At 32.2% G+C, this 23,837-nt stretch carries 22 protein-coding genes and 1 other RNA gene; 2 read left to right on the plus strand and 21 right to left on the minus strand.

Annotated features, from left to right (window positions below; all coding sequences use genetic code 11):
* Positions 1-77: 77 nt before the first annotated feature.
* From greA to HMPREF3125_RS11300, 13 genes are all read right to left on the minus strand, one after another.
* Complete coding sequence (gene greA, locus HMPREF3125_RS11240; protein ID WP_017637087.1) at positions 78-554, minus strand: transcription elongation factor GreA; 477 nt, start codon at positions 552-554, stop codon at positions 78-80.
* A gap of 27 nt (positions 555-581) precedes the next feature.
* Positions 582-1,205, minus strand: a complete 624-nt coding sequence (gene udk / locus HMPREF3125_RS11245) for a uridine kinase (RefSeq protein ID WP_017637086.1) — start codon at positions 1,203-1,205, stop codon at positions 582-584.
* Complete coding sequence (locus HMPREF3125_RS11250; RefSeq protein WP_070453903.1) at positions 1,205-2,473, minus strand: peptidase U32 family protein; 1,269 nt, start codon at positions 2,471-2,473, stop codon at positions 1,205-1,207. Before HMPREF3125_RS11250 ends, udk begins: the two co-directional genes overlap by 1 nt.
* 11 nt (positions 2,474-2,484) lie before the next feature.
* A complete protein-coding gene (locus HMPREF3125_RS11255) occupies positions 2,485-3,408 on the minus strand; it encodes a peptidase U32 family protein (protein ID WP_017637084.1) in 924 nt (307 codons plus the stop codon).
* 2 nt (positions 3,409-3,410) lie between these two features.
* Positions 3,411-4,046: an O-methyltransferase gene (locus HMPREF3125_RS11260; protein WP_017637083.1), complete on the minus strand. Its 636-nt coding sequence runs from the start codon at positions 4,044-4,046 to the stop codon at positions 3,411-3,413.
* A gap of 328 nt (positions 4,047-4,374) precedes the next feature.
* Positions 4,375-4,683: a DUF1292 domain-containing protein gene (locus HMPREF3125_RS11265; protein WP_017637082.1), complete on the minus strand. Its 309-nt coding sequence runs from the start codon at positions 4,681-4,683 to the stop codon at positions 4,375-4,377.
* A 16-nt stretch (positions 4,684-4,699) separates the two neighbouring features.
* The gene (gene ruvX / locus HMPREF3125_RS11270; RefSeq protein ID WP_046466759.1) at positions 4,700-5,125 is read right to left on the minus strand and encodes a Holliday junction resolvase RuvX; all 426 of its coding nucleotides are present in this window, start codon (positions 5,123-5,125) and stop codon (positions 4,700-4,702) included.
* Positions 5,126-5,130: 5 nt separating this feature from the next.
* A complete protein-coding gene (locus HMPREF3125_RS11275) occupies positions 5,131-5,391 on the minus strand; it encodes an IreB family regulatory phosphoprotein (protein ID WP_017637080.1) in 261 nt (86 codons plus the stop codon).
* A gap of 61 nt (positions 5,392-5,452) precedes the next feature.
* The gene (alaS, locus tag HMPREF3125_RS11280; protein WP_017637079.1) at positions 5,453-8,083 is read right to left on the minus strand and encodes an alanine--tRNA ligase; all 2,631 of its coding nucleotides are present in this window, start codon (positions 8,081-8,083) and stop codon (positions 5,453-5,455) included.
* A gap of 360 nt (positions 8,084-8,443) precedes the next feature.
* On the minus strand, positions 8,444-10,915 hold the full coding sequence (locus tag HMPREF3125_RS11285) for an SF1B family DNA helicase RecD2 (protein WP_070453905.1): 2,472 nt from the start codon (positions 10,913-10,915) through the stop codon (positions 8,444-8,446).
* A gap of 1 nt (position 10,916) precedes the next feature.
* Positions 10,917-11,588, minus strand: coding sequence for a tetratricopeptide repeat protein (locus HMPREF3125_RS11290; RefSeq protein WP_070453907.1), 672 nt, complete (start codon positions 11,586-11,588; stop codon positions 10,917-10,919).
* Between the two features lie 215 nt (positions 11,589-11,803).
* On the minus strand, positions 11,804-12,922 hold the full coding sequence (gene mnmA / locus HMPREF3125_RS11295; protein ID WP_070453909.1) for a tRNA 2-thiouridine(34) synthase MnmA: 1,119 nt from the start codon (positions 12,920-12,922) through the stop codon (positions 11,804-11,806).
* Positions 12,923-12,924: 2 nt separating this feature from the next.
* The gene (locus tag HMPREF3125_RS11300) at positions 12,925-14,064 is read right to left on the minus strand and encodes a cysteine desulfurase family protein (protein ID WP_017637075.1); all 1,140 of its coding nucleotides are present in this window, start codon (positions 14,062-14,064) and stop codon (positions 12,925-12,927) included.
* A 271-nt stretch (positions 14,065-14,335) separates the two neighbouring features.
* On the opposite strand from HMPREF3125_RS11300, the gene HMPREF3125_RS11305 reads away from it, so the two are divergent.
* A complete protein-coding gene (locus tag HMPREF3125_RS11305) occupies positions 14,336-15,343 on the plus strand; it encodes an LLM class flavin-dependent oxidoreductase (RefSeq protein ID WP_176745294.1) in 1,008 nt (335 codons plus the stop codon).
* Between the two features lie 103 nt (positions 15,344-15,446).
* On the opposite strand, the gene HMPREF3125_RS12720 is transcribed toward HMPREF3125_RS11305, so the two are convergent.
* Together HMPREF3125_RS12720 and cymR are read right to left on the minus strand one after the other, a co-directional pair.
* The gene (locus HMPREF3125_RS12720; RefSeq protein ID WP_002451815.1) at positions 15,447-15,596 is read right to left on the minus strand and encodes an SAS049 family protein; all 150 of its coding nucleotides are present in this window, start codon (positions 15,594-15,596) and stop codon (positions 15,447-15,449) included.
* A 435-nt stretch (positions 15,597-16,031) separates the two neighbouring features.
* On the minus strand, positions 16,032-16,454 hold the full coding sequence (cymR, locus tag HMPREF3125_RS11310) for a cysteine metabolism transcriptional regulator CymR (RefSeq protein ID WP_017637073.1): 423 nt from the start codon (positions 16,452-16,454) through the stop codon (positions 16,032-16,034).
* Between the two features lie 83 nt (positions 16,455-16,537).
* Between cymR and HMPREF3125_RS11315 the strand changes: the two genes are divergently transcribed.
* On the plus strand, positions 16,538-17,809 hold the full coding sequence (locus tag HMPREF3125_RS11315; protein ID WP_017637072.1) for a replication-associated recombination protein A: 1,272 nt from the start codon (positions 16,538-16,540) through the stop codon (positions 17,807-17,809).
* Positions 17,810-17,887: 78 nt separating this feature from the next.
* Here HMPREF3125_RS11315 and HMPREF3125_RS11320 read toward each other — a convergent pair whose 3' ends face one another.
* From HMPREF3125_RS11320 to dtd, 6 genes are all read right to left on the minus strand, one after another.
* Positions 17,888-18,664: a tRNA threonylcarbamoyladenosine dehydratase gene (locus tag HMPREF3125_RS11320; RefSeq protein ID WP_017637071.1), complete on the minus strand. Its 777-nt coding sequence runs from the start codon at positions 18,662-18,664 to the stop codon at positions 17,888-17,890.
* A 96-nt stretch (positions 18,665-18,760) separates the two neighbouring features.
* Positions 18,761-18,951: non-coding RNA, 6S RNA (gene ssrS, locus HMPREF3125_RS11325), on the minus strand.
* Positions 18,952-19,080: 129 nt separating this feature from the next.
* Entirely contained in the window at positions 19,081-20,847 is a 1,767-nt protein-coding gene (gene aspS, locus HMPREF3125_RS11330; protein WP_070453913.1) for an aspartate--tRNA ligase, read from the minus strand.
* Between the two features lie 15 nt (positions 20,848-20,862).
* The gene (gene hisS, locus HMPREF3125_RS11335; protein ID WP_070453915.1) at positions 20,863-22,125 is read right to left on the minus strand and encodes a histidine--tRNA ligase; all 1,263 of its coding nucleotides are present in this window, start codon (positions 22,123-22,125) and stop codon (positions 20,863-20,865) included.
* A 377-nt stretch (positions 22,126-22,502) separates the two neighbouring features.
* Positions 22,503-23,378, minus strand: a complete 876-nt coding sequence (locus tag HMPREF3125_RS11340) for an N-acetylmuramoyl-L-alanine amidase family protein (protein ID WP_017637068.1) — start codon at positions 23,376-23,378, stop codon at positions 22,503-22,505.
* Positions 23,375-23,827: a D-aminoacyl-tRNA deacylase gene (gene dtd / locus HMPREF3125_RS11345; protein ID WP_070453917.1), complete on the minus strand. Its 453-nt coding sequence runs from the start codon at positions 23,825-23,827 to the stop codon at positions 23,375-23,377. Before dtd ends, HMPREF3125_RS11340 begins: the two co-directional genes overlap by 4 nt.
* Between the last annotated feature and the right edge of the window lie 10 nt (positions 23,828-23,837).

The raw sequence follows: 23,837 nt of genomic DNA on the forward strand, positions 1-23,837 counted from the left end.
CTACTGCCTATATATAATTGTAGCCTGAGACACTGATTTTTGTCCCAGGCTGTTGCGACTATTTTTAGAATAGTTAATTATTTTATATCTACAATTTTAACGTTGATTTCTCCACCGTTTGGTAGTGGTACACGAACTTCATCGTCTAATTCTTTACCAATTAATGCTGACGCCATTGGTGATTCGTTTGAGATTTTACCTTTAAATGCATCCGCTTCAGCTGAACCTACGATTTGGTAACTTTCTTCTTCGTCTCCTGGTAGTTCGATAAACGTAACAGTTTTACCAATTTGTACTGTATTATTATCGCCTGTATCTTCAATGATTAAAGCGTTTCTAATCATATGTTCAATACGTTGGATATCTTGTTCAATAAAACCTTGTTCATCTTTAGCTGCATCATACTCTGAGTTCTCAGATAAATCGCCGAAAGAACGTGCAACTTTAATTTTTTCAACTACTTCAGGTCTTTTAACTGTTTTTAATTCTTCTAATTCTTGCTCTAATTTTTCGTACCCTTCTTGAGTCATTGGATATTGTTTTTGATTTTCCATTATGTCATCTTCCTTTACTTTTAAATACTATTGTTTACTAACTAAAGATTGAATCTTAGTAGTCATAATATCTATGGCTACTTTGTTACTACCACCTTCTGGAATGATGATGTCAGCATGTTTCTTAGTTGGTTCAATAAATTGCACGTGCATAGGTCGCACCACATTTAAGTATTGATTGATAACCGAATCCATAGAACGTCCTCGCTCATGAGTGTCTCTTTTAAGACGACGTAAAATTCTTAAGTCTGCATCAGTGTCGACATATATTTTAACATCCATCATATCACGTAACGTTTTATTCTCTAAAGCGAAGATACCTTCTACGATGATAACATCTTTCGGTTCAAATGCAATCGTTTGATCGCTTCTTGTATGATTAGCATAATCGTATGTTGGTACTTTAACTGCTTTGCCATTTCGTAAATCTCTTAGATTTTGAATTAACAAATCGTTATCAAATGCAAATGGATGATCATAGTTTGTCTCCAAACGTTCTTCAAAAGTTAAATGTGATTGGTCTTTATAATAATAGTCTTGCGCTAATAATGCAATACTATGACCTTCAAGATTTTTCATAATTTCATTTGTGACTGTCGTTTTACCAGAGCCAGAGCCTCCAGCAATTCCTATAATCGTCGTTTGTGTCATTAACCGATTTCCTTTCTCATCAAGTTGTTTGCATAGATTGGACGATCAACTTTAATTTGTACAATTTGTAATGGATGGCGCGCAGCGTCAAGCTCATTACCTTCTTCATCATAAATGGTATCAACAACTTGTTTAAAACTTTCAATTTCCGGACCAAAAAATTCAATTTCTTGTCCAGGTTTAAAGTGATTTCTTTGTTGAATTGTAGCAATTTTTGTATCCTGATCATAATCTAAAACTAAGCCACAGAAATTATAAGGAGACTTTTTCGATTGTTGTTCTCCAAACATTTGTTCCTCATATCCTGGAGTACCTTCAAAGAATGCTGGTGCTGTATCTCTATTAGCACATTTATCTAATTCCATTAACCATTCAGGTTGAATTTTAAAATTGTCTGGGTCTTCAGCATATGCATCAATTACTTTACGATATACTGACACAACAGTAGCTATATAATGAATTGATTTCATTCTGCCTTCTATTTTTAACGAATCAATACCTAAATCCATCATTTGTGGGATTGATTCGATTAATTTTAAGTCTTTCGGACTCATTGCAAATGGGACGATTTGTCCATCTTCATAAAATAAATCAAGTTCACCATCTTCATCTACTTGTAGTAAATCATAATCCCAACGACAACTTTGACAACAGCCACCTCTATTGGAATCACGTGCTGTCATGTGGTTACTTAATGTACATCTACCAGAGTAAGCAATACACATAGCACCATGAATGAAGGCTTCTATTTCAATATCAACTTTTTCTTTCATTTCTTTCATTTCCATAGCTCCTGTTTCTCGAGCTAGAACTACACGATCTAATCCTTCTTCTTTCCAAAATTCAACTGCTTTATAATTAGATAAAGATTGTTGTGTGGATAAATGAATTTCTAATTTTGGTGCTACCTTTTTGCAAGTTTCAATAATAAGGGGGTCAGCAACAATAATACCTGTTGCACCTGTCGCTTCAAGATTAATAAGATAATCGTCTAACCCTTCCATATTATCGTCATGCGCAATAATATTAGTCGTAACATAAATTTTTGCACCATAACGGTTTGCAAACTCAACACCTTCAGCAATTTCTTCCATTGTGAAGTTATCAGCATTTGATCTTAAACCATATTCTTGTCCGCCTAAAAAAACTGCATCTGCGCCATAATGTACAGCAATTTTTAACTTTTCTAAGTTACCAGCTGGAGCAAGTAATTCTGGCTTCTTCATTTTAGTATTTGAAGTTTGTTTAACTTCTTCTAATGTCTTCATGATTCAGCCTCCTAATATACCGTATGCTTAAATAAGAAACCTTCATCAAATGGTCGATGTTCTGGTTGAATGTCTTCGATAGGATCTACAAGCATAAATTTTTCATCTTCATAAGTTTCAGGATCTTCATTATATAAATCTATTGCTTCTCTGTATTGTTGTGTAACAACATTGATATATTCTTCTGTCTGTAATATGCCGTCAATTTTAAATGAATCAATACCTGCTTCAAAAAACGGTTCTAATTCTTCTATAAGGCACATATCATTTGGTGACATAATATGTGTACCATTATAATCTTCAAAAACAGGATATTTATTTTCGCGTTCTTCATCATATAATAATAAATCATTTTGATTTTCATTACGTTGAATTTTCATTTGTCTATCTTGGAATGTATAATAGTTGCCTAATAACATTCTTTTAGATTGAAACATACATGTCATGCCATGAACTTGAACTTCTATTTCCACGTCAGCATATTCTTTTATATTTATAATTTCTTCCAGACTTAATTCTCTCGCTAATACTGCTCTTGTAGCACCTTTTTGTCCCCAATAGTTACACTGAAAATAGTTAGTAACAAGTGTTTCTGCATCCCAATGTAATGGAATAGGATTATTTTGTTGTTTAACATACATCACAACAGCTGGGTCACCAAAAATAATTCTATCCACACCAATTTGATGTAAAAATTGAATATAATCTTCTACTGCTGCTAAATGATAATTATGAAACAAACCATTAACTGCAGCATACACTTTCTTATCATTCTCATGGGCTAATGTTACTGCTTTTTCCATGTCTTCTCGATTAAATTCTCCTGGAAGTCGTAAACCAAATTTTTGCTCACCAATAACAAATGCATCTGCACCTATTTCTATTAGTGTTTCCATATGTGTTATTGACTTAGGAGTAACTAGTAATTCTGTCATAGTCATTCTCCTTTAATAGATATTGCTAAACCATCGTCCATATTTAAAAAGTTAGTTGTATATTGTTCATTTTGCATTAACCATTCATTAAATTGTTGTACTTTTTTAACCATTTGACGTACGTTACGTGAACGAACTATATCGATATTTGAGACAAAACCATGATATAAAACGTTATCTGTCACAACAATGCCACCCTTTTTAAGTAAAGGCGTATATAGTTCAAAAAATTTCTTCGATTGTGCTTTCGCAGCATCAATAAATAACATGTCAAACGTTTGAGATTTAACTTTATCAAATTGTTCTAATGCATCACCTTCAATTAACTCAATTTGATTAGTAAATTGATTAGAAGTGATATTATGTTTCGCTTGGTCTATCATTTCTGGGTCTCTTTCTATTGTAGTTACATGTATATCTTTAGACACTGAAGCAAATTGCATTGAACTGTATCCTATAGCCGTACCAATTTCTATAATCCGTTTAGTTTGATGAATACGTATAATTTGTTTGATTATTTCTAGTGTATTACGATCCACGATCGGCACTTGATTTGTATTTGCATATTCTCTTAAAAGTTCAATGTCATTATCATTAGTTTTATGTAAATTGAGAATATAACTTTCATTATTATCCATTATACAACGACTTCCTTTGTGTAAAATAACTACAATTTAAAAAGGTAATAAAATAAATCAGTCACAATATTGATTAGTAAAGTAACCAATGGCTTTGACTGATTGTAACTACGTACAAGTATTTTAAACGTTATGTTACATAACGATATATAAAATATTTAACTCCAAATATTTTACCATAAATTCTTTGTGAATATAAGTATAAATCTAAATGATAAGCATGTATGTAAACAAACTTTGAACAAATCATATATAGAAAAACTCCTTATGTCAGATATTCAATAGATATCGTTACATAAGGAGTAAAATTTAAATATTTATTCTAAGATTATTCATCAATTTCAGTATTAACTACTTCTTCAATCATATCCCATTCTTCATCTGTTTCGATTGGGACTAATTTACCACCGTCACCTGATTCATCAGGTTCATTTATCATTGGTACTAATTCAATCATGTCGTCTTCATCAGATTGTGCGCCTTCTTCAGCAAGTACTACATATTCTTTTTTGAATTCAGGATGATAGAATTCAAGCATTTTACGATAAAGAACTTCATTTCCATCTTCATCATATAATGTCAATAATTCTTCTTCATTGTTAATTTTTAATTCTGCATCGTGATTATGTTCAGTCATTTTATTTCTCCTTTTATTAAATAGAGTCTAGGTAGCCTTGTAATATAAATACGGCTGCCATTTTATCTATTACTTTTTTTCTTTTTTGTCTTGAAACATCTGCTTCTAGTAATGACTTTTCAGCTGCCATCGTGCTAAGTCTTTCATCCCACATGACAATCTCAATAGATGGTAATGCTTCTTGAAGTTTCTCTTTGTATTGTAACGAAGCCTCTCCACGAAATCCAATAGAATTGTTCATGTTTTTGGGCAAACCGATTACAACTGTACCGACATCATTTTTCTTGATGATTTCAACTAATTGTTCGATGCCTAATTCATTATTTTGTTCATCGATATGGAGTGTGTCTAAACCTTGAGCAGTCCAACCCATTAAATCACTAATCGCTATTCCTACTGTTTTACTACCTACGTCTAAACCAAGTATTTTATGCTTTAACATTGATACTATTCTTTAGACTCAGCTAAATAATTAGATACGAGTTCTTCCATAATCACATCTCTATCAATGTGACGAATTTGATTTCTAGCTTCATTTTGACGTGGAATGTAAGCAGGATCACCTGATAATAAATATCCTACGATTTGATTTACTGCATTGTATCCGCGTTCTTCTAGTGTTCGGTGGACATTCTCTAATACTGATTTGACATCTTCTTCTGGAATATCTTCATATTTAAATTTCATTGTTTTATCAAAGTTTTCCATTTCGTCACTCCTTCAATTCATAAATTGATTCCATTTTATTCTACACGAACTGTAACTAAAATTACATATTTTTAATGTAATCTTTAATAAAGCGTAATGATTCTGTGATATTTTCAGGTTGAGTACCGCCACCTTGAGCCATATCTGGACGGCCACCACCTTTACCACCAACGATTGGTGCCATATTTTTAATGATGTCACCTGCTTTAATTTGATCTGTATGAGTTTTAGGAACTGTAGCTATAATAGAAACTTTACCATCTACATTACTTGCTAAGACGATAATAGTGTCTTGTAATTTTGATTTAAAGTCGTCCATAGTTGAGCGAATTGCTTTAGCATTAGGTACTTCAACTTCTGTTGCCAATACTTTAAAACCATTTATTGTTTCTACTTGATCTTCGATATTACCCATTTTAAGATTTGTAATTTCTTTATCACGTTGTTCTAAACGTTTTAATAAGTTCTTTTCTTCTTCTTGTAATTGAGTAATTTTGTCTACAACTTGATCATCTGTTTTCACTTTAACTTGATCTTTAATAATATTGAATTGAGTTTGGATATGTTCTAAATATAAGAACGCTGATTTTCCTGTTAATGCTTCGATACGTCTAACACCTGCACCAGTACCAGATTCACTAACAATTTTGAATAAACCAATTTCAGCAGTATTGTCTACGTGAATACCACCACATAATTCTATTGAAAATGGTGCCATATTAACGACTCTTACAATATCACCATATTTTTCACCAAACAGTGCCATTGCACCCATTTCTTTAGCTTCATTAATTCCCATTTCTTGAATATGAACAGAAATACCTCTCCAGATTTCTTCATTGACACGTCTTTCAACCTGATCAATTTCATCTTGAGTCATTTGTCCAAAATGAGAGAAGTCGAATCTTAAACGGTCTGGTGCTACTAATGAACCTGCTTGGTTAACATGGTCACCTAAAACTTCTTTTAAAGCAGCGTGCAATAAGTGTGTGGCACTATGGTTTTTTTGGATAGAACGACGTTCATCTTTGTTCACACTAGCATCAACTTGTGCACCTTTTGTTACTTGACCAAATTGAATTTCACCTTTGTGTAAATTTTGACCATTAGGTGCCTTAGTAACTTCAGTCACTAAAATTTCAAAATGCTCATTACTAACAGTACCATTATCAGCTACTTGTCCACCACTCACTGCATAAAATGGTGTGTCTTTTAACATGAAGTAAATTGTTTCACCAGCATCTGCTTTTTCAACTTCTTCTCCATTTTCAATAAGGTGAATCAATTCTGTTTGATAATCTGTAGTATCATAACCAACAAAGTGACTTTCAGTAGTAATATTTTTTAATACTTCACTTTGAACTTGCATAGATTGTGAATTTTGGCGAGCTTGACGTGCTCTATCACGTTGTTGTTGCATTTCTGCTTCAAATGTAGCCATATCAACAGTTAAACCTTCTTGAATTGCTAACTCTTCAGTAAGTTCAATTGGGAAGCCATACGTATCATATAATTTAAAAGCATCTTTACCATTAATTTCATTATTAGTTTCTTTGGCTTTACTAATAAATCCATTTAAAATTGAAAGACCTTCTTCAAGTGTTTCATGGAATCTTTCTTCTTCTGATTTGATAACGCGTTTAATAAAATCACTTTTATCTTTGACATTTGGATAATAAGGTTCCATGATATCCGCAACAATATCAACTAATTTATACATAAATGGCTCATTGATATCTAATGTTTGGCTAAATCTTACTGCTCTACGCAATAATCTACGTAATACATAGCCACGTCCTTCATTTGCTGGTAAAGCACCATCAGCAATTGCAAATGAAATAGTTCTAATATGGTCAGCTATAACTTTAAACGCTACATCTTGCTCATCTTTTTGAAGGTATTTTTTACCTGACACTTCTTCGACTTCATTAATTATTGGCATAAATAAATCTGTTTCATAATTTGTACGTACATTTTGTGAGATAGAAGTCATACGTTCTAATCCCATGCCGGTATCAATATTTTTATTTGGAAGTGGTGTATAAGTATGATCTTTATTATGATTAAATTCACTAAACACTAAATTCCACACTTCTAAATAGCGTTCGTTTTCTCCACCTGGATACATTTCCTCTTCTGGATCATCTTGGCCAAAATCATTACCGCGATCATAGAAAATTTCAGTATTAGGTCCAGAAGGTCCTTCACCAATATCCCAAAAGTTACCTTCTATACGAATAATTCGACTTTCTTCTAAGCCAATTTGTTCGTTCCAAATTTTATAAGCTTCTGTATCTTCTGGATGTATTGTGACGTATAATTTTTCTGGCTCCATACCCATCCATTTATCGCTTGTTAAAAATTCCCATGCAAATTCTATAGCTTCTTTCTTAAAATAGTCACCAATTGAGAAATTACCTAGCATTTCAAAGAAAGTATGGTGTCTTGCTGTGAAACCTACATTTTCAATATCATTCGTACGAATAGCCTTTTGTGAGTTAACAATTCTTGGTTTCTTAGGTGTTTCTCGACCATCGAAATATTTTTTTAAAGTTGCAACTCCAGAGTTAATCCAAAGTAAACTATCATCATCGATAGGTACTAATGGTGCAGATGGTTCAACCATATGACCTTTTTCAACAAAGAAGTCTAAATATTTTTGTCTAATTTCGCTTGCTTTTAAATTTTTCATCCACGTACACTCCCTATATTTAGTTCATACACATTTTTATTAAGTTTATATTGGACACTAGTGTTATAAGGTAAACAAAAAACGTTCATCCACAAAAGGGACGAACGTTGTCGCGGTACCACCCTAGTTATAAGTTATTACGGTTAGGATTAATACTGCATTTATTAGAATATGAATTTTAATCAATTATTCCATGCTAACCTTTACTTATCACTTTAGTCACATATTTAAATTGACACAAAGTAGCGTTCAACAATTTTAATTGTGCTTTCCACCAACCAGCACATCTCTTAAAATTCAAAATTGTTTACTCGTCTTTATGCGAACTTAAGTTTATTTTAATTTTATTGTTTTCAAATGTCAACGATTAGCGAAATCATACGGTGAAGTTTCTCCCATATTAATCATAGGATCAATTTGATATATTGTTTCTTCAGTTAATTCTATAGTCATAGCCTTGTCTGAATCATTTTCATCATTTTCATCTGAAACATCATCTTCATAATGTATACCTTGTGAATCATTTGACTCATTATTCTCTTCAGTTAAAGATAAATCATAGGATTTTTCTTCAGTAAAGTATTGTTTTAATAAAGTAAATAATTGCGTTAATCTTTTCTGACCGTTTGTGTTAAGACCGATATCAAATGCTTGGGGATCCCCTAGTAATACTAATGATTGTTTCGCTCTTGTTAAACCAGTATATAAAATAGGTCTTTGTAGCATTCTAAAATATTGTTTAACTATAGGCATAATCACGATTGGAAATTCTGAACCTTGAGATTTATGGATAGATGTACAGTATGCATGGGTTAATTCGAGCATATCCTGTCTTGTAAAAGTAATTTCATTTCCATCAAAGTCTACGACTAGTACATCCTTGTTTAAAGCATTTTCTTTTGCCCAGAAAATACCAACAATTACGCCAATGTCCCCGTTAAAGATATTATCATTAGGACGATTAACTAATTGTAGAACTTTATCTCCTTTTCTAAAGACAACATCGCCAAATTCGATTTCTCTAGTATCTTTTTCTTTTGGATTTAGAATAGATTGTAATATTTGATTTAACCTTTTAATACCTGCATTACCTTTATACATTGGTGCTAGTACTTGAATATCACTCATGTCATATCCTTTATTTACCGCACTGTTTACGACTTTCTCAACTACATTAGGTATTTGTTCTGTACCACAATTAATAAAACTTCTGTCATGGAATCGTTGTGTAATATCAATTGGTTGTCCTAACTTCATGCGATGTGCCAATTCTATAATACTAGATCCATCTTGTTGTCTATATACCTCAGTTAAATTAACCCTTGGAATCGTATTTGAGTCTATTAAATCTTTAAAGACTTGTCCAGGTCCAACAGAAGGAAGTTGGTCTTCATCTCCTACAAGAATAATTTGAGCATCTAATGGCACTGCACTTAAGAATTGATGGAATAGCCAAGTATCAACCATTGACATTTCATCAATTATAATCAAACGCGCATTAATTTCATTATCCAAAATATCTTCAGGTTGGGTATCTTGATTCCATCCAATCAATCTATGAATCGTCATGGCTTCTAATCCAGTAGATTCTTGTAGTCTTTTTGAAGCTCTACCTGTTGGTGCTGCTAGTACTACTGGATAATCATCTTCTTGGTAGTCATCATAGTCTAAAGATATTCCGTGCACCTCTGCATATAATTCCACTATTCCTTTTATAACTGTTGTCTTCCCTGTTCCCGGTCCACCAGTTAGTAACATAATTTTAGAATTTATAGCCGTTTGTAATGCATCTTTTTGTGAAGCAGCATAGCTCACTTCATTATTTGTTTCGATATCACCTATATGTAATTGTAAATCTGATTGTTCAATTTCTTTTAATTTTGTAGTATGAGTTTTAATTCTATATAAGTTTTGAACACTTTTTAATTCTGAATAGTAAAGACTTGGAATCGATATTTTTTCTTTATCTACAATTAATCTTTTTTCTTCATTCAGTTGTAATAACATTGTTTGTAAATGCTCATGATTAAATTGGTTATCATCATTATTATTATTTTGTGTTAAAACATTAAAAGTTGCTGCAATAATTTGATCATTAGGTATATAAGTATGTCCTTGTTTAATACATTCTTCCTCTAACGTAAATAATAAACCTGCTTTTAAACGTTCAGGGTCATCAAATTTAATTCCTATTTTTTGTGCTAATTGATCAGCTTTACTAAAACCAATGCCTTTAATATCATAGACAAGTTGATATGGATTTTTGTCTAATACACTTAACGTTTCTGCACCGTAATATTGATAAATAGAACTAGCTAATTTTGGACCAAAACCTAAATCATGTAATCTAATCATGACTTTTTCAGATTCTTGATTAGAAGCAATTTGTTCAGCAATTTGCTTTTGCTTTTTCTTAGGCAAGCTAGGTACTTTTTCAAGAACACTAGCGTCGTTTAAAATGTCATTAATCGCATTTTCACCTAAAGTATTTACGATGTTTTGTGCTGTTTTTTTACCTATTCCTTTAAATAAATCACTTGATAAGTAACTGATGATTGCATCTTTAGTTTGTGGTAATTCTTTTTCGAATGTTTCGGCTTTTAATTGTTTACCATATCTTGGATGCTCAACCGTTTGTCCTTTAAATGTATATACATCACCTTCAACAACATTAGGAAGAAACCCTACCACTGTTGGCATTGTATCAAATGATTCGTTTGTCTCAATGGTATCCACCTTCAAAACTGTATAGTAATTATCACTATTTTGAAACAAAATCGCTTCTACAGTGCCTTTTATCATTGAATAATCAAATAGTGTAGGGTCAGTCATATTACTCCTCCTCTTCTTGCATAGTTGAAAATGTTTTTAAAGCATGTTGACTTAGTAAATGTTCTGGATCAATCTCAACTGCTTGCTTAAAATATGCTATCGCTTCATTTATATCTTCATTCTTCATGTAAGTAGCCAGTCCTAGATTGTAAATCGCATCTACATGTGATGAATCCAATGACAACACATAGTTTAATTGTGTTATTGCAGCATCAAACATTTCTAGCTGACACAATACTAATCCATACTGAAACTGTACTTCTGTATCGTGTTGTTGATCTTTTTCGGCTGCTGTCATTAAAAATGGTAGTGCCTCTTTATGAGCATTTAATTGATTAAAAGCCATTCCAATCATATAGTTACAATCTACAGGTTCCACATCATATTTCATAGCTTGTTGGTATAACTTAATCGCTTCATTATATCTACCTTGATTGTAATATACGTTACCTAAATTATAATATATTGCTCCATTTTCTGAATCAATCGTTATTGCTTTTTGAAAAAATCGCTCAGATTTCTCAATTTCACCAACATCTGCCAATACAATACCAGCATTAATATAATTTTCAGTAATTGATGGATCTTCTTCTATATTATCAAACAAAGCTTTTAATGCTTCTTCTAATTGGCCTTCTTTGATAAATTGATATATCGTTTTTTGATCTATCATATTTAAAATTACATCTCCTTAATTCTTAAATAATGATATAGGTATTATAAGATTTCATTTCAAGTTCAAACTTTTATTTTAATCATATTTTACCACTTTATGTATTTTTATATAAATGAATAGTCATGTTCTCAAATGGTCGAACACTACCATAATCATTCATATTAAAAAGCCACTAATTCAAAGAAACATTTCTATGAATTAATGGCTGATTTTTACACAACATAACTTAATTGACCTGATGTTTTATATACATCATCAATTGTTGCACCACCAAGACAAACTTCTTCTTTATAAAATACAACTGCTTGACCAGGTGTGATAGCTCTAACTGGTTCATTGAAAGTTACTCTAATGGCTTCGTCATTTTCACGTTGTACAAATACTTTTGTATCTTTTTGACGGTATCTAAATTTAGCAGTACAGTAAAATCCTTGTTCTAAATCAATTTCATTTTCATTAACAAATGAAACATCTGAAGCAATTAAATAGTCACTGTATAATGCCTCATGATGGAATCCTTGTTCTACATAAAGGACATTATTTTCTAAATTTTTACCTACTACAAACCATGGATCACCGTCTCCACCGATACCTAAACCATGTCGTTGACCGATAGTGTAGTACATTAATCCACTATGCGTACCCATTTTTTTACCATCTAATGTCACCATATCACCTGATTGAGCTGGTAAATATTGTGATAAGAATGTTTTGAAGTTTCTTTCACCTATAAAACAAATTCCTGTAGAATCTTTCTTTTTAGCTGTAGCTAAGTTTTGTTCTTCAGCAATTTCACGCACGCGTTTTTTTTCAATATCACCTATTGGGAACATCACTTTTGAAAGCTGTTGTTGTGAAAGTTGATTTAAGAAATAAGTTTGATCTTTATTATTATCAACGCCTCTTAACATTTCAACATGTCCATCGTCATGTCTTCTTATTCTTGCATAATGACCTGTTGCTACATAATCTGCACCTAATTTCAGTGCATGTTCTAGAAAGGCTTTGAATTTAATTTCTTTATTACACATAACGTCAGGATTTGGTGTACGCCCTTTTTTATATTCATCTAAAAAGTAGGTGAACACTTTATCCCAATACTCTTGTTCAAAGTTAACTGCATAATATGGAATGCCAATTTGATTACAAACTTCAATGACATCATTATAATCTTCTGTTGCAGTACATACACCATTTTCATCGGTATCGTCCCAATTTTTCATGAAAATACCTATAACATCATAGCCTTGTTCTTTTAACAGATATGCTGTTACTGAACTATCTACGCCACCAGACATACCAACGACTACGCGAGTATCTTTATTTGTCACTACTATTCCTCCTTAAATTTATGGTATATTTTATGAATTTCTGCAACTATATATTTGACTTCTTGTTCGGTAGTCATTTCGTTAAAGCTAAATCTTACAGAATGTTTAGCACGTTCTTCATCTTCGTACATTGCAGCTAATACATGTGACGGAGTAGTTGAACCTGCTGTACAAGCTGAGCCAGATGATACATAAATCTGACTTAAGTCTAATAAAGTTAACATTGTTTCAACATCAATAAATGGAAAATATAAATTTATAATATGACCCGTTGTATCTACCATTGAACCATTAAGTTCAAATGGAATAGCACGTTCTTGTAAGCTAACTAAAAATAATTCTTTTAAATTCATTAAATGAATATTATTTTCATCTCTATGTTGTTCAGCAAGTTCAATTGCTTTTGCAAAGCCGACAATTTGCGCTAAGTTTTCTGTACCAGCACGACGTTTAGTTTCTTGTTCTCCTCCAAGTTGACTATACTGTATCGGAGTATTCTCTCTAACTAATAGCGCACCAACACCTTTAGGTCCACCAAATTTATGACCAGTGACACTCATTGTATCAAATTTAAAATCGTCAAAATTAATATCTAAATGACCGATTGCTTGAACTGCATCTACATGGAATAATGCATTTGTAGCTGTAACAATATCTTCTATATCATACATTTGTTGAACAGTACCTACTTCGTTGTTAACAAACATGATAGACACTAGAATTGTCTTATCTGTAATCACTTCTTCTAATTGATCTAAATCTATTGCACCAGTATCATCAACGTCTAAATATGTTACGTCATATCCTTCTCGTTCTAATTGTTCAAATACATTTAGTACGGAGTGATGCTCAATTTTTGTTGTAATTAAATGATTACCAATGTGCTCATTAGCTTTTACTAGCCCTTTTATTGCAGTATTATTAGATTCCGTTGCACCACTAGTAAAAATCACTTCGTTAGCTTTTGCACCTAAACATTGTGCTACTGTTCGGCGAGACTCATCTAAATATTTACGGGCATCTCTACCAATTGAATGAATAGAAGATGGATTCCCATAATGAGTTTGATATATGTTCATCATAGAATCTACTACTTCAGGTTTAACTGGGGTTGTTGCAGCATAATCTGCATATACTTCCATGTTTTGACACTCCTCACAAAATTATCAATGTTCCTATAATAGCACCTAGAAAACTATTTTTCTACCTATCTGTTTGATTAATAGTTACTTTAATTTTAACATTATCCATAATTAGTTGAAATTATTATTACGTATACTACCCATGATATTTATGAATCATTAATATTCTATTTTTCAATCAAAATCAAGAGACTAAAATACATATGAGCAGTTTATTATTTTAATCAAATAAACATTGTTATACTTCATATACTATTTTTACTATGGAGGCATGATCAATTTGAATAACTTAAAGGTTTCCGCATTAAACCTTGTCCCTATCAGAGAAGGACAAGAAGATAGAGAAGCTTTAAATGATATGATTTCATTGGCACAACAATTGGAAGATTTTGGTTATGAACGCTATTGGATAGCAGAACATCATAACGCACCAAATTTAGTAAGTTCTGCCACAGCATTATTAATCCAACATACTTTAGAGCATACTCAATCTATAAAAGTTGGTTCTGGTGGCATTATGTTACCTAACCATGCACCACTCATAGTCGCAGAACAATTTGGTACGATGGCTACTTTATTTCCAAATCGAGTTGATTTAGGTTTAGGTAGAGCGCCGGGTACTGATATGATGACAGCAAGCGCGCTACGTCGAGACCAACATAATGGCGTATATCAATTTCCAGAAGAAGTAGATCAATTACAAACATATTTTGGTCCAGCAAATCAACAAGCATATGTACGTGCTTATCCAGCAGTTAATAAAAATGTCCCTCTTTATATACTTGGATCATCTACTGATTCTGCACATGTTGCAGCTAGAAGAGGATTACCTTATGTATTTGCAGGTCATTTTGCACCACAACAGATGAAAGAAGCTATTGAAATTTATAAAGAATTGTTTGAACCATCTGATGTATTAAGTGAACCTTATGTCATTATAGGATTAAACGTAATTATAGGTGATACTGATGAAGAAGCTGAGTATCTAGCTACTTCAATGGCTCAGGTTATGGTTAGTATTACGAGAGGTAAAATGCAACCTGTTCAACCACCAACAAATGAATTAGATCAAATTTTAACACCAAGAGAATTAGAAATGGCCAAACAAAGAATTAAATCCTCTTTAATTGGGTCTGAAAGCACAGTTAAACAAAAACTTAAAGATTTCATTGATTACTATGGAGATATTGATGAAATTATGGGTGTAAGTTATATTTACGATCAACAAAAACAATATTATTCATATCAAAAATTCAAACATATTATTGATGCAATGTAATATAAATTCATAAGGAGTAAGGCATTTTAGATTTGCCTTACTCCTTTTTTCTATAAAAAAAGAGATAGCATTGAATGCTATCTCTAAAAAATATTTTAAACGATTATTTATCGTCTTTGTCTTCTTTTTTATCTTTGTCACCTTTACCAGTATCAGTATACTCGTTAATAGTGTCTTTCGCTTTGTTTACTTGTTCATTATCACTGTTTTTGAATTTTTCTGCTGCGTCTTTTGCTTTATCCATGAATCCCATAAATAAAAGCTCCTTTCGATTTTGAACAAATTTGTATTTTGTTAAAAGTTTAATTTTAACTTAAATACATCTTATATGTTGTTAATTTAATTAATTCAACAACTTATGTGATGTATATTCCATAAATACCACTTGTTTATAGAACTAAACATATAAAACCAAAAAATTTATATTTTTTTAGATTTTGGTTCGAAAGATAAGACTTATTATATAAGAAACTCAGATTATACATTTTGTTTCTTATAAGTAACATTCGGATTATAGAGTATAGGTAATCACTGTTTCATGTATGTTTTTGAAAAATTCTTTGGTGGGTCCCTTGCCCTTCTTGCTTTGCTCGTTGAAATTGGTTTTACCAATTTCTTTGTGAAGGGTCCCTTGCCCAGCTGGCTTTGCTTGTTGAAACTGACACGTCAGTTTCTCTCTGCTGGGTCCCTATATATAAAACATATAACCGTCGAGGTTTTGGTCGGTTTCTTTGTATTCCGCTAGGTATTGAAGTGTTGTATTATCTAATACGTCACGAACTGCATCTCTCATTCTGATCCATAATTGTTTTTGTGCTGGTGGTTCTGATTCAATACTTTCCACAAAAGTAATAGGCCCTTCTAGCAATCTGATTATATCACCAGCTGTAATTTCTTCTGATGGTAGTCTTAATTGATAACCACCTTTAGCACCACGAACGCTTCGAATTAATCCAGCATTTCTTAAGGGTCCCACAAGTTGTTCTAAATATAAATCACTTAAATTATTTTCTTCCGCAATGGTTTTTAATGATACACACCCTTGTCCTTCTCTTTTAGCAAGAGAAATCATTAAAGTTAAACCATATCTCCCTTTTGTTGATATTTTCATTGTATAACCTCACTTAATTCGAATTATTTATTCCCATTTTACCATTTTTTACGTTAAGATTATAATAGAAAGGTGTGACAAATGTGAATACTGAACCTTTAGCGTCTAGGATGAGACCTACTAATATAGATGAAATTATATCACAACAACATTTAGTTGGACCAACAGGTATCATAAGAAGGATGGTTGATACTAAACGACTTTCTTCAATGATTTTTTATGGTCCTCCTGGAATAGGAAAAACAAGTATTGCTAAAGCTATTGCCGGTAGTACTCAATATAAATTTAGACAATTAAATGCTGTAACAAACACTAAAAAAGATATGCAAATGGTTGTTGATGAAGCAAAAATGTCTGGACAAGTGATTTTGTTATTAGATGAAATCCATCGTTTAGATAAAGCAAAACAAGATTTTCTATTACCTCATTTAGAAAATGGGAAAATTGTCTTGATTGGTGCTACAACTTCAAATCCATATCATGCCATCAATCCAGCAATACGTTCTAGAGCTCAAATTTTTGAACTTTATCCATTGAACGATGATGATGTTCATATCGCTTTGAATAGAGCGTTAGAAGATAAAGAGAGAGGCCTTAAGTCTTATTCTCCTATTGTAGATGAGGATGCAATGACATACTTTTCAACTCAGAGTCAAGGCGATGTTAGAAGTGCATTAAATGCATTAGAATTAGCGGTTTTAAGTGCTTCTGAAAAAGACGGATCACGTCATATAACTTTGCAAGATGCTAAAGATTGTTTACAAAAAGGTGCATTTGTAAGTGATAAAGATGGCGATATGCACTATGATGTTATGAGTGCATTTCAAAAATCTATTCGGGGTAGTGATGTCAATGCGGCATTACATTATCTAGCACGTCTTATTGAAGCTGGTGATTTACCAACAATTGTAAGACGACTTTTAGTTATAAGTTATGAAGATGTAGGACTTGCTTCACCTAATGCGGGTCACCGAACATTAGCTGCAATTCAATCAGCTGAACGTTTAGGTTTTCCTGAAGCAAGAATACCATTAAGCCAAGCTGTGATTGAATTATGTTTATCACCTAAATCTAACTCAGGTATATCTGCAATTGATAAAGCATTAAGTGATATTAGACAAGGTAAAGTAGGTCAAATCCCCGATTACTTAAAAGATGGTCATTATGCTGGTGCAAAAGAATTAGGACGTGCAACTGGATACAAATATCCGCACAATTATGAAAACGGTCATGTTGTACAACAGTATTTACCTGATATACTTAAAAATCGAATTTATTATGAACCTAAAACTACCTCTAAAAGCGAACAACAATTTAAAGCCATTTATGAAAATTTATTGAATCAGTCAAAATAAACAAAAAAGATAGCTCTTCTTCAACGTATTAATTACGTATGAATGAGCTATCTTTTTATTTTATACCTAATACGATTATTAGTATTGTCCTTTATCTTTAATACGTCTCAATGGAATATCTTTTAAAATATCGTTAATAACGTAGCTTGAACATATTAACCCAACTACACTAGGTACATATGCATTTGATGATGGTGGCATTTGCCCTTTTCTATTAATTGCATTTTTATCGCCAACTGTTTCTTTTACATCTTCACGTATAACTATCGGACTTTCATCTGAAAAGACGACTTTAATTCCACTACGAATCCCAAGTCGTTTTAATCTATTTCTAATTACCTTTGCCATTGGATCAGTATGTGTCTTAGAAATATCTGCTATTTGGAAACGAGTTGGATCAATTTTATTAGCCGCACCCATGCTGGAAATCATGTCGATACCTCTTTCAAGGCACTCTTTCATTAAATGTACTTTATAAATAATTGTATCACTCGCATCAATAAAGTAATCTATATCATAATTATTAAAAATCTCTTCATAAGTTTCTTCAGTGTAGAACATATGTAGTGAAGTTACCTTACAGTCTGGATTAATTTGCTTAATTCGTTCTTCCATAAGTGTTACTTTACTTTGTCCAATTGTAGATGTAAGTGCATGAATTTGACGATTGACATTTGTAATATCAACATCATCTTTATCAATTAAAATGATATGACCAATATTTGTTCTGGCTAATGCTTCAGCAGCGAAAGACCCTACTCCACCAACGCCTAATACGGCTACTGTTTTACTTTTTAATAATTCAAGTCCTTCTTGTCCTACAGCTAATTCATTTCTAGAAAATTGATGTTTCATTTTAATCTCCTTTAACTAAACAATCTACTTTTATGTTATGTATATATTATTTTAATTTAAAAATAAAAATACGCAAGACCTAAGTCTTGCGTACCGATAGAGTCCGTAGATGCCGTAGTTATAAATAGCTTGATCATTCGGCCTGTTTTATACAGGTGGGTGCCCTGTTTCATGTTTTGCAAGTCCTCCAAATGAGGCGTGTGCGCTGCATGAAAACCTATTGGGCTCCCTGATCAAAGAGTGTTAGGCCCAAATAAAAAGCAAACTTACGAACATCACAGATGACTATCTTATGTCATTATATTACCACAAATCTCATGATAAAGGAATTAATCAACTTCGTATTTTTTTAATCATTTTTGTTAAGTCAATAATTAGACATAAACGATAAATGATAAATCTTAATAGTTTATCAATTAATGTCTAATACGTAGTGATAATTCTTCTAATTGTTTATCTGACACTTCTCCCGGAGCATCTGTTAATAAACAAGTAGCTGACGCTGTTTTAGGGAAAGCAATTGTATCTCTAAGATTAGTTCTATTAGTTAATAGCATAACTAATCTATCTAAACCTAACGCAATACCGCCATGTGGTGGTGCACCATATTTGAATGCATCAAGTAAGAAACCAAATTGTTCTTGCGCTTGTTCTTTGGTAAATCCTAATACTTCAAACATTTTTTCTTGTAATTCACCGTTGTGAATTCTAATAGAACCTCCGCCTAATTCATATCCATTTAATACAATATCATATGCATTAGCTTGGGCATTTTCAGGTTCAGAATCTAATTTATCAATATCTTCTTTCTTAGGTGATGTGAATGGATGATGCGCTGCTACATAACGTTTGCTTTCATCATCATATTCTAATAATGGCCAATCAGTTACCCATAAGAAGTTTAATTTCGTTTCATCAATCAAGCCTAATTCTTTTGCAAGTTTAATACGTAATGCACCTAAACTTTGAGCTACCACTTCAGGTTTGTCAGCTACAAACATAACTAGGTCTCCAGCTTCTGCATCAGTAAGTGATTTTAATAATTCAGCATCTTTGTCTTCAAAGAAACGTGCAATAGGTCCTGTTAAACCTTCTTCCGTTACTTTAACCCAAGCTAATCCTTTAGCACCGTATATGTTAACAAACTCTGTTAATGCATCCATATCTTTACGAGTATATTGTTCTGCAGCACCTTTAGCTACAATAGATTTTATTTCTCCATTGTTTTCAACTGTATCTTTAAATACTTTAAAGTCCATTTCATGACCTAATTGTGAAACATTAATTAATTCCATATCAAAACGTGTATCAGGTTTATCTGATCCATAACGATTCATCGCTTCTTCATAAGTCATGCGTGGGAATGGGCCTTCAACATCAATACCTTTAACATCTTTTACGACTTTACGTAACATTTCTTCACCCATAGCCATAACATCTTCTTGATCAACAAAACTCATTTCTATATCGACTTGAGTGAACTCAGGTTGACGGTCAGCACGTAAATCTTCATCACGGAAACATTTTACGATTTGATAATATTTGTCAAAACCACTAATCATTAATAATTGTTTAAATAGCTGTGGTGATTGTGGTAATGCATAAAATTCACCATCATGTACACGAGAAGGTACTAAATAGTCTCTTGCACCTTCTGGCGTTGATTTTGTTAAAACTGGTGTTTCAATATCATAGAATCCACTTTCATCTAGGTATTGACGAATTGAACGTGTTGTTTGATGTCTCATTTTAAAAGTTTGTGCTAGTTCTTGTCGACGTAAATCTAAATATCTATATTTTAATTTTATATTTTCATCTACATTTGTATTTTCTTCATTAATTGAAAATGGTGGTGTTTCAGATTTATTGATAATTTCAATATTTTCAACCTGCACTTCCACTTGACCTGTTTTTATTTTAGGGTTTACTGTTTCAGCATCACGTTTAGTAACTACACCTTGTACTTCTACGATATATTCTGATCTAACAGTTTCTGCAATATTTAATGCTTCTTGAGAAAAGTCTGGATTAAACACAATTTGTACTATACCTTCTCTATCTCTTAAATCAATAAAAATTAATCCACCTAAGTCACGTCTGTTATGAACCCATCCCTTTAAAGTTACTTTTTCGTTTAATAAGTTCTCTGTAACTAATCCACAATATGTTGTTCGCTTACTCATTTTAAAACTCCCTTTCTATTTATGAAAATAATCAACAATTTGATCTAATTGTATTGATTCAGATTCACCGGTTTCCATATTTTTAATATCAATTTGATTGTTTTCCAATTCTTGATCACCAATTACAATAGTATATTTCGCATTTAATCGGTCAGCTTGTTTCATTTGTCCTTTAATTTTTCTGTTCATATAATCTTTATCTGCTTTAACACCATTTTTACGTAGCTGATTAAGTAACTTAACTGCATATCGATCTGCAGCTTCTCCCATAGTTACTACAAATAAATCAAATTCATTTTCAACATCTAGTTCAATGTCTTCTTCTTCCAATGCTAGAAGTAATCTTTCAATACTTAATGCAAACCCAATACCTGTTTGGCTTGGTCCACCTAATAATTCAAGAAGACCATTATAACGTCCGCCGCCACAAAGCGTTGTAATTGCACCGTCATAATTAGGGTTATCCATCATCAATTCAAATGCGGTATGAGTATAATAATCTAATCCACGTACTAAATTAGGATCTTCTACGTAAGGAATACCTAAATCATCTAAATGTTTTTTAACTTGCTCATAATATGCTTTAGAGTCCTCGTTTAAAAAATCAGTAATACGTGGAGCGTTTTTAACTGCCTCTTTGTCTCTATCAACTTTACAATCCAATATTCTCATTGGGTTAGAGTGTAATCGTGATTGACAATCTTGACAAAAGTCACCGATAACTGGTTCGAAATGTTTTACTAACGCTTCGTTATATTCTTTACGAGAATCACTATCACCAATACTATTAATCGCTAACTTCAAATGTTTTAAACCAAAAGATTCATATATATGCATAACCATCGCTAATACTTCAGCATCAATACTTGGATTTTCTGAACCAATTGCCTCAACACCAAATTGGTTAAATTGACGATAACGACCTTTTTGTTTACGTTCATATCGGAACATCGGTCCATTATAATATAACTTCACAGGTTGATTTGGGTTACCTTGCATTTTATGTTCAATATAAGAACGAACTACACCAGCTGTTCCTTCAGGTCTTAATGTAATACTACGGTCACCTTTATCTTTAAATGTGTACATTTCTTTTTGAACGACGTCGGTAGAATCTCCCACACCTCTAGCAAAAAGTTCAGTGCTTTCAAAAATAGGCGTTCTAATTTCTTGATAGTTGTATAGTTCCATTAATTGATCAAGTTTGTTCTCAATATAACGCCATTTGATTGAATCTTCAGGTAATATATCTTGTGTTCCTCTTGGAATTTTAATCATATTTTATCTCCTTTACTAATACTGAGCACGTTTATTTCGTTATAAATTTAAAAAATTAAATAAAAAAGCCCTTGCATAGTATTTAATACTACACAAGGGACGAATATCCGTGTTGCCACCCTAATTGATTTAGACATAATTGTCTCAAATCCACTCAAAACGTTTAACGTACGTTACCCGGCTTTACTTTGGAATAAAGCACCTCTTCTTGTGTTCAAAGTCATAAACTACTCAGTGTAACCTTTCAGCCTTATGGGTTACATTTCTACGTATATATTTATATACTACCTCTTTTGTTTATTCTTTCAAGAATACAATCGGTTTATTATTTATAATTCAATTATTATGATAACGAGTTTTCTAATGATTTGCAAGTTCTATGATGAGAAATATTGTTTTAGACCGTCAACAACTGCTTCTTCAACAATTTGTCTATGTAACTTATCTCTAACCATAACTTCATCTGTTGGATTGCTAATATAACCTAATTCTAACAATACTGCAGGAATATTCGTTTGTCTTAATACTTGATAGTTTTGTTGCCTTGCTTCTTTATTTGTAAGGAGGGATTTCTTTTGGATGCTACTACTAAGTGTTTGGGCTAGTGATTCTTGGTTATCTTGTAACCAATATACAGTTACACCGTTAGCGTTTGGGGAATCTAGCGAGTCATTATGTATGCTTATAAAAGCGTCTCCTTTGATATTCCTATCATCCAAAGACACATATGTATCATCAGAACGTGTCATTTTTACATGAGCACCTTCTTTTTCAAGTAATGCTTTTAACTCTTTTGCAGTTTTTAATGTATATACTTTTTCTAAACTTTTTGAGGAAGTATTACTTGAAGCTCCCTGATCACGTCCACCGTGACCAGGGTCAAGTACAATCGTTTTCCCTTTTAATGGATTAGATTTTTTAGAATTATCGGCATGGATATTTAAGTTAGTATGCCAACCAGCAACCCAACCTTTTTTGTCTCCAGCTTTATTCTTCACTTCTATCCATTTCCCAGATTTACCTATCTTTTCAAAAGTATCGCCTTTTTCAATTTTATAGATAACAGGATAAGCAGCATTTGGTCCTGTTCTCAACTCTGCGCTTTCAGTAATAGATATTGTGCCATTATCTTCATCATTATAATTTAAGAACATAAATAATAATATTAGAAACAACACAAAACAAATGACAACAATAAATGTAAGGCGATTATTTTGCCAACTTTTAGTTAACCATTTACTCAAGTTGTTCATATTACTTTGCCATCCTGACTCTCATAAATGATTGTAACAGGACCATCATTATGAATTTCTACATTCATATGTGTTCCAAATTCACCTGTTTTCACATTTAATCCATATGATCTTAATGCCTCATTGAACGATTCATATAATTCATTTGCTTCATCAGGTGATTTAGAATTTGAAAAGCCAGGACGATTACCTTTTTTCACATCAGCATATAAAGTGAATTGTGAAATAGATAATATTTCTCCTTCAATTTGTTGAATATTAAAATTCAGTTTGTCATTTTCATCTTCAAATAATCTAGCATTCGCAATCTTCTTGGCAACTGCTTGCACATCAGCTTCTGTTGATGATTTACCAACACTTACTAATAAGCAATAACCCTTTTTAATAGAATTGTGAATGTTGTCATTTGATACAGAAGCTTCTGAAACTCTTTGTACAACTACTCTCATTTTTCTTTGC

The organism is Staphylococcus sp. HMSC13A10, from assembly GCF_001808005.1.
GTDB classification, from domain to species: domain Bacteria; phylum Bacillota; class Bacilli; order Staphylococcales; family Staphylococcaceae; genus Staphylococcus; species Staphylococcus pasteuri.